The organism is Psychrobium sp. 1_MG-2023, assembly GCF_030689115.1.
Taxonomy (GTDB): Bacteria; Pseudomonadota; Gammaproteobacteria; order Enterobacterales; family Psychrobiaceae; genus Psychrobium.
The window spans coordinates 197,474-205,685 of the sequence record NZ_JAUYVJ010000003.1; the positions used below are offsets into that span (position 1 = coordinate 197,474).

Genomic DNA, 8,212 nt, shown 5'->3' on the forward strand with positions numbered 1-8,212 from the left:
AAATAATGTAAAAAAAAGGCCAATATTTCTATTGGCCTTTTATTCTGATGTCAAAACAAGGTGTTTAAATCTCGAAGTGCAATCCGCACTCGCGTTTAAGCCCATTGAAACGAGTTTCTTCCTCACTCATCCCCGGCTCTAATTTACGCGTGGTGTGTACATCACCTAAGCTGACATAACCCTCTTCCCATAATGGGTGATAAGGTAAATCAAACTCTGTTAAGTACTCATGCACTTGCTTGTTGTTTTGATCGATAATTGGCAAAAACTTATATTTATCGCCACGAATCTCAACAATCGGCAACCCCTCTCGCGAAGACGCTTGGCTGCTACGTAAACCAGAATACCAAGTACCAACATTAAGCTCTTTAAGGGCACGTTGCATCGGCTCAACTTTATTACGTTGATTATAGGCTTCGATACCGTCTAGGCCTTGTTCCCACTCTTTACCAAAACGCGCTTGCTGCCATGCTGGCGACATCGCACTTTGATACACTTTAAGGTTTAAGTTAAAGCGCGTAGTCAAGGTATCAATAAACTGATACGTTTGCTCAAACAAGTGGCCCGTGTCGGTTAAAATCACCGGAATATCAGGCTTTTGTGCATTTAATAAATGCAGCATAAACGCCGACTGAATACCAAAACTTGACGATAGCGCATGCGTACCTGGCAAGTTTTCTAATGCCCATGCAACCCGCTCTGCAGGTGATAGCTCAGTTAAATATTGATTAACCTGAGTTAATACTGCCTGCTGATCGGATTTTGGAGCATCTAACAGTGCGACAAAATCTGTCTCTAGTGGCAATTTAGTCATGGAAGTCACTCGCGCTAGCAAGAACCGCTTTAACTTCTTCAGTACGTACTAAGAAGTCACCAAAGAACTCACCGTCTTGACGCTCTTTAGCGAAACGTTCAAAGCGACCGTCTAAGTCGGCTAAAATTTCTTCTTCGTTACCGTTCTCTAGGACCATTTTGCTGATACGTGTACCATCAAATGCAGCGCCTAGGTATAGGTTGTAACGACCAGGGCCTTTACCAACTAAGCCGATTTCAGCAGCGTATGGACGAGCACAACCGTTTGGACAACCTGTCATACGCATGACGATTGGTTGGTCACCAACACCGTGTTTGGCTAACAGTACGTCAACCTTATCAGTAAATTCTGGGAAGTAACGTTCAGCTTCAGCCATACCTAATGCACATGTTGGCAGTGAAACACACGCAATTGAATGTTCACGTAGCGGTGTTAAACGCTCGCCCAAGACACCGTATTTACGCGCTAACGCTTCAATTTCAGCTTTGTCTTCTTCCGCCACATTGGCCACAATCATGTTTTGGTTCGATGTCATTCTAAAGTCACCTTTGTGTACTTTAGCGATTTCACGGAAACATGTTTGTACTTCTTTACCCGGTACGTCTTTAATACGACCACACTCGATGTAAAGTGTTAAGTGCCATTTGTTATCTAGACCTTTAACCCAACCAAAGCGATCACCACGGGTGGTAAATTCAATTTTCTTTGGCTCACTGATTGTCACACCAGAACGCTCAGCGACTTCAGCGCGGAACTTATCAATACCATGCTTCTGAACAGTGTATTTGATACGTGCTAGTTTACGCTCAACACGGTTACCCCAGTCACGCTGAGTGGTGATAACGGCTTTTGCTACTTCAATCGTATCTTCTAGTGCAACAAAACCCAGCTCATCCGCTAAACGTGGGAATGTTTCTTTATCGCCATGAGTTGCACCCATGCCGCCGCCAACAGTCACGTTAAAACCGATTAACTTGCCTTTTTCAGCAATAGCGATGAAACCTAAACAGTTAGTGTAAACATCGACGTCATTGTGCGGAGGCACAGCAACAGCGATTTTGAATTTACGTGGTAAGTAAGTTTCGCCATACATTGGCTCTTCTTCTTTACCCGTTACTTTTTCGCCGTCTAACCAGATTTCAGCATAGGCGTTAGTACGCGGTAATAATTGCTCAGATAACTGCTTAGCCCATTCGTAGCTTTCAGCGTGTAACTCAGACTCAACTGGATTAGGGTTACACATCACGTTACGGTTAACATCACCACAAGCGGCGATAGAATCAAGCGAAGACACATCTAGCGCTTGAATTAACGGCTTAAGGTTACGCTTTAAAATACCGTGGTATTGGAACGTTTGACGCGTCGTTAAACGAATGTTTTGGTTCATTGTTAGATCGCCAGCGATCTTATCAATATCTAACCATTGTTCTGGTGTACATACACCACCTGGAACACGTGCACGTAGCATGAAGCTATGCAGCGGTTCTAGTTTTTGCGCTTGACGCTCGGCACGTAAATCGCGGTCATCTTGTTGGTAGAAACCGTGGAATTTAGATAGTTGCGTATCATCAACGTAAAGTGCGCCAGTAATATTGTTTTGTAGGCCTTCATCAATCGTTCCACGAAGAAGGTTACTATCCGCTTTTATGTATTCGTTAGCGTGTAATTTTACATCAGTCATTAGTAAACATCCTTCTGGTAACGCTTAGAGTCGCGTAATGCTATTAAGTATTCTTGTGCTTGATCTTCAGTTTTGTTGCCATGTTCAACGATTACGTCAACAAAAGCTTGGTGAACGTCTTTAGCCATTTGGCTGCCATCACCACAGATATATAGAGATGCGCCATTTTCTAGCCACTGGTAAAGGTCTTTACCTTGCTCAATAATGCGATGCTGTACATACACTTTATGTTCTTGGTCACGAGAGAACGCAAGATCGATGCGATTTAATACACCACGCTCTTTAAAGTCTTGCAGCTCTGTTTGGTATAAGAAATCATCAGTGAAGTGTTGGTTACCGAAGAACAACCAGCTTTCGCCACTTGCATCTTGGTTATCACGCTCTTGTAAGAACGATCTAAACGGTGCGATACCCGTACCTGGACCAACCATGATCACTGGCTTATCTTCAGCTGGTAGACGGAAGTTATCGTTATGCTCGATAAAGACACGAACTTCACTGTCTTCTTCTAAACGATGACCCAAGAAGCTTGATGCTGCACCTTGATGCACTTTATCAAAGGCTGTGTATTCAACCACACCAACCGTTAGATGAACTTCTTCTTCCACTTCACTCATCGCTGACGCAATAGAGTATAAACGAGGGGTCAGTTTACGTAGTGCACCTAATAATGCTTCTACGCTGATCGCTGCTGGGTATTGACGCACTACATCAATCACTTGGCGATCTTCAATGAAGTCACGAACAGTGGCTTTATCTTCAGCTAGCTTCACTAATTCGTCTTGACCTGTTGCTTCACCATAAGCGGCAACAAAACCAGGGTGTAGTTGAGTTAACTCATACCCTTGAACTAATGCTTGTGTTAATGACACTTGCTCACCATTAAGCTCAACTGATTGTTCAGCGTCTAGACTTAACAGCTCAACTAATTCAGCGACTAATGCTGGATCATTATCGAACCAAACACCTAATGCATCACCCGGTTGGTACGTAATGCCAGAGTCTTCTAATGAGATCTCAATGTGGCGAACGTCACGGTTAGCACCACGGCCGGTGATCTTAGGGCTAGCTAATAAAGTGGCCTTATAAGGATTTTTCTTAGTGTATTGTGACTCAGCCGATGCAACCGCGCCACCAAATGCTGGAGCAGCAGCGCTTGGCTGTGCAGATAACGTTTCTTTAACCGCCGCTAAAGCCTGCTCTTGCCACGCAAGTACGTCATCATCATAATCAACGTCACAGTCTTTACGCTCAACCACTGATTTTGCACCAAGCGCCGCTAAGCGTTGATCAAAATCGATAGCCGTTTGACAGAAGAATTCATAGCTAGTGTCACCTAGACCTAAAACAGAATAGCTTAAGCCATCTAATTTAGGCGCACGTTTACCACCTAAGAACTCATGCAATTGAATTGCATCATCTGGCGGCTCGCCTTCACCGTTCGTACTAACGACAACTAATAGATGCGTTTCCGCTTTTAGTTGTTTCGTTTTGTAGTTCGCCATAGAAACCAATTCAACATTGATCCCCTGCTCTTTAGCAGCCGCAGCCACTTGAGTGGCAACGCCTTTAGCATTACCTGTTTGCGAACCGAATAAAACGGTTAGTTTACCGGCAGGCTCAGCTGGAGCAGCAACAGCTCCACTTGCACCTTGACTAATGCCAGCGAGATAACCGCTGACCCATGAAAGTTCTACAGCCGACATAGTTGCCGTTAACTGCTTTAATGAATCAACCTGCTGTTGTGACAGCGGGCTACTTAATGAATTTAATTGTTGTATTAGCATTCTAGTTACCTGAGACACGACGCCCAATTGCGAATGAGACCATAATACGCCCATCACAGATAACCTAAAAGAATAAAAAATGATTTTTTATAACATTAAAGAATATAAAGAAAAGAAATAGGAAATGATTAAAAAATAGCTAATAAAAACAATAAGGGAGCGTCAGAGCTCCCTTAATAAACGAATAGCTTTTTCTAAATTAGTGATTAGAAATGAACTTCGATACCAGCAAAGAAACCAGAGAAGTCTAGGTTAGCGTAGATATCATCAACATCATTTAGCTCAACTTTCACTTCACGATAACCAGCAGTGATTGCAACATCAACCGCTAGGTTATCAATGATGTCATAACCTACACCCACTTCGTAATCATGGATTGAGTTATCATCATAAGAAATTAAGTTAGCATCACCGTACGCATAAACACCAACAAATGGTAAACGTACTTTAGCCGCTAAATAACCCATTGGGATCCATAACGACGCATCTTCAACACTTAAGTTACCACTGCCATCATCAACATTAAAATCACCGCTTAAGTATTTTGCTGTAATACCAAAATCAAAACCGATGATGTCATTATCTAATAATTCCCAGTACAAGCTAATATCACTGTTGGTGAAGTTTAACGTTGTATCAAGATCAGTACCTGTTGAATAAGTTTTACCATCAAACGTAAAGCTAGAAGTTAATCGTGTTTGGCCATCAGCTTCTAATTTACCTGTACGAGCGCGCACATTTGGGATTAATGGTAATGGATGTTCAAACTTTGCGTAAAACGATGCATTGGTTTTATCTTCAAATGAAAAATCTAAAACGTTAGCTTCTTCAGCAAAACCACCGTTTGCTTCGTTTTGCCAACCTTGTGCACCCACATAAAGACCTAACATATCTGCCTTAGCTGGTACTGCGAACATAGCGGCTACAGCAGCAGCCAGAGCAATTTTTTTATTTATCATTACTTATCCTTGAGTCTATCACTGATATTTGTACTAAATTTTAACGCCATGATAACCATTGTTAAGCGAATTTAATACAAAATATTTCAGCTTATCCTTGTGTTAACAGCTTATTTAAGTCGATTATTGCGGCATTAGCACGTGAGATATAACTGGCCATCACTAATGAGTGATTTGCCATCATGCCAAAACCACTACCGTTTAATACCATAGGGCTCCACACAGTTTCTTGCGTCTGCTCTAATTCACGAATAATTTGTCGTAAACTCACTAATGCATTCTTCTTCTCAAGTACTGGCGCAAAATCGATTTCCACCGCTTTTAAGAAGTGGATTAACGCCCAGCTCGTACCACGCGCTTCATAGAACACATCATCAAGCTTAAACCAGCTGGTTTTCACTTCTTGATGACTCGCCGCTTTAGTTGACTGAACAGCAGCACTATCGCCAGCTAAATCAGTGTTTAAGCGATCTTGACCAACACTAGCGCTTAAACGCTGTGAAATACTGCCCAAGCGCTTCTCAACTTCTTTTAACCATTCAGTTAAATTATCGGCGCGGGCATAAAACTGTGCATTTGACGATGGGTTAGCAAGACGAGTACGGTAAAGCTCGAAATGCTTTAACGCTTTCTTATATTCACTCTCGGTGCTTGGAAAAATCCAGCTATTATTTTCAAAGTTAAGGGCTGGTTGCGCCTTCACTAAATCAGCATCTTCAACTGATTGCGATTGAGAGCGACTAAAGTCACTACGTAATACTAAGGCAAGATCACGAATTTGTTGTAATGCGCCAAACTCAAACGCAGGCATGTTATCCATTAATACAGACGGATAAATCTTATCATTAGTTAAATAACCACCCGGCTTTGTTAATAACGTATCAGTTACCGAGATAACGGCGGTCATCGTTGCAAAGCCCGGCACAGGTTTCACCCCTAGCACTTCCGCTTGCTCAATCGACAGTGCATTGACATCAATCACATCCGGCTCAATATCCCACCAAACAGACAACAGCCCCCCAACAACCACAACACCAGCAAGTGCACTAGTGATGGCTTTCTTATTCAATGTAATCATTGTTATTCCTTTAGCTTTGTTATTGATGGCACGTATGATGCGCCGTTATGTAATGCAATTATTAATTTAGTCTAACCACGTACTTTTAGGCGGCAATAACACCGCAGCCAAAATATAAATAATCGACGTTGAGACCGGGGCTAATAATAAACAAACTAGCGCAGCAATTCTAACCCACTTTCGTTCGATATTGAGGCCGCGAGCAATACCCGCACACACGCCAGCAGCTAAGTCGTTAGTTGTATCTTTACGAAATCGATGTAATAAGCTCATAATACCCTCAAGCAGTTTATAAAATGAAATTGGTTATCGTGTGATAAATTTAACCATCACACGCGATGCTATTAACTTATAAACAACTTCCATGCCAACTAATTAAACCAATTATTTCAATTAGATAATAACAGCACAACGAACTTGGCTACTTAAATAAACCACATCCTCGTTTATTTAACCAATTTAACTTGGCCCAATCTACTCACTGCATTCTGCTAACTGCATTCTGTTAACTGCAATGTGCTTATCAATAGTAAACCAATAAAGACCTACTACTGCATTGCACTAGATCATTAAGAGACAAATGAAAGCGCTTGGCGAATCACTTCATTGTCTGCGCCGGGCTTATGCGCATTTTCACTTAAGTAGCGACGCCACTGCTTCGCCCCCGGAATTGACATAAATAAGGTGAGCATGTGGCGAGAGATATGATTTAAACGACCACCAGCCGATAGATGCTGCTCAATATAACCCATCATGTGCTCAACCACCTCATGGCGTGTTAACACCGTAGCATGATCATCAAAGAACAACGCATCGACCTGCGACATAATGTATGGGTTCTGATACGCCTCACGGCCAATCATCACACCATCGACATGTTGTAAATGGTTTGCGGTTTGCTCAAGGTCGGTAATACCACCATTAATTGAAATCACTAAGTCAGAAAAATCGCGCTTTAACTGATAAACACGCTCGTAATCTAGTGGCGGAATTTCACGGTTTTGCTTTGGGCTAAGACCACTGAGCCACGCTTTACGTGCATGGACAATAAAGGTTTCACAACCCGCTTCACTAACTTGACCAACAAAGTCCGTCAAAAATTGATAGCTGTCTTGATCGTCAATACCGATACGGTGTTTCACCGTAACCGGAATATCGACCACCTCACGCATTGCCGTCACCGCCTGTGCCACCAGCGCTGGTTCTGCCATTAAACACGCGCCAAAACGACCGTTTTGCACACGATCCGACGGACAACCGACATTGAGGTTCACTTCATCATAACCGTAGTCTTGTGCTTTCTTAGCACAAATGGCTAAATCAACAGGGTTACTGCCACCCAATTGCAATGCCAGCGGGTGTTCTTGTTCATTATAAGTCAGGTAATCGCCCTTTCCATGAATAATAGCGCCCGTAGTGACCATCTCGGTATAAAGTAATTGATGACGACTGATTAAACGCGCCATATAACGGTAATGACGGTCGGTCCAATCAAGCATTGGAGCGATAGAAATGCGATGGTTTGGGATATTTGTTGTCACTGTATTTAAAACCTCATGTAATTCATTAACTTGCTTAACACCCTAAGGTTTATCTACGAGCTTATTAATATTTGATTTGCGCCAAATTCGCCTAAAACCACCTCGTCGGGGGAACTAAAACGCCCTTTCGGGGGAACTAAAACTAGGATCGCAACGATGGCGAATTATACCATTACTAAACGAACAAGGAAGAACGGAACAGTTTATTGTGCGCGTGTTCGCGTAAAAGAAGCAGGAATTGTTACATTTTCCAAGTCAAAAACATTTAACTCGAAGTAAGCGGTCAATTAACCCCACCTACCAATGTTAATGGGCTTTTAGAATAATAACCTCACTATTTATCCACTTGAGA

At 42.4% G+C, this 8,212-nt stretch carries 7 protein-coding genes; all 7 read right to left on the reverse strand.

Going from position 1 to position 8,212, the window contains the following annotated elements:
- Positions 1-64: 64 nt before the first annotated feature.
- The 7 genes from Q8W26_RS02925 to dusA all read right to left on the reverse strand — a co-directional run bounded on the left by Q8W26_RS02925 (position 65) and on the right by dusA (position 7,860).
- Positions 65-814: a phosphoadenylyl-sulfate reductase gene (locus tag Q8W26_RS02925; protein ID WP_101214465.1), complete on the reverse strand. Its 750-nt coding sequence runs from the start codon at positions 812-814 to the stop codon at positions 65-67.
- The gene (gene cysI / locus Q8W26_RS02930) at positions 807-2,495 is read right to left on the reverse strand and encodes an assimilatory sulfite reductase (NADPH) hemoprotein subunit (RefSeq protein WP_101214464.1); all 1,689 of its coding nucleotides are present in this window, start codon (positions 2,493-2,495) and stop codon (positions 807-809) included. The genes Q8W26_RS02925 and cysI overlap by 8 nt, the downstream gene beginning before the upstream one ends.
- The gene (locus Q8W26_RS02935; RefSeq protein ID WP_101214463.1) at positions 2,495-4,282 is read right to left on the reverse strand and encodes an assimilatory sulfite reductase (NADPH) flavoprotein subunit; all 1,788 of its coding nucleotides are present in this window, start codon (positions 4,280-4,282) and stop codon (positions 2,495-2,497) included. Before Q8W26_RS02935 ends, cysI begins: the two co-directional genes overlap by 1 nt.
- Positions 4,283-4,488: 206 nt before the next feature.
- Positions 4,489-5,241, reverse strand: a complete 753-nt coding sequence (locus Q8W26_RS02940; RefSeq protein ID WP_101214462.1) for a TIGR04219 family outer membrane beta-barrel protein — start codon at positions 5,239-5,241, stop codon at positions 4,489-4,491.
- Positions 5,242-5,332: 91 nt separating this feature from the next.
- Positions 5,333-6,316 carry a DUF2333 family protein gene (locus Q8W26_RS02945; protein WP_370694256.1) on the reverse strand — a complete coding sequence of 328 codons (984 nt, stop codon included), beginning with the start codon at positions 6,314-6,316 and terminating at the stop codon, positions 5,333-5,335.
- A gap of 69 nt (positions 6,317-6,385) precedes the next feature.
- Positions 6,386-6,592 carry a PspC domain-containing protein gene (locus tag Q8W26_RS02950; protein WP_101214460.1) on the reverse strand — a complete coding sequence of 69 codons (207 nt, stop codon included), beginning with the start codon at positions 6,590-6,592 and terminating at the stop codon, positions 6,386-6,388.
- A 296-nt stretch (positions 6,593-6,888) separates the two neighbouring features.
- Entirely contained in the window at positions 6,889-7,860 is a 972-nt protein-coding gene (gene dusA / locus Q8W26_RS02955) for a tRNA dihydrouridine(20/20a) synthase DusA (RefSeq protein ID WP_305472215.1), read from the reverse strand.
- Positions 7,861-8,212: the final 352 nt, after the last annotated feature.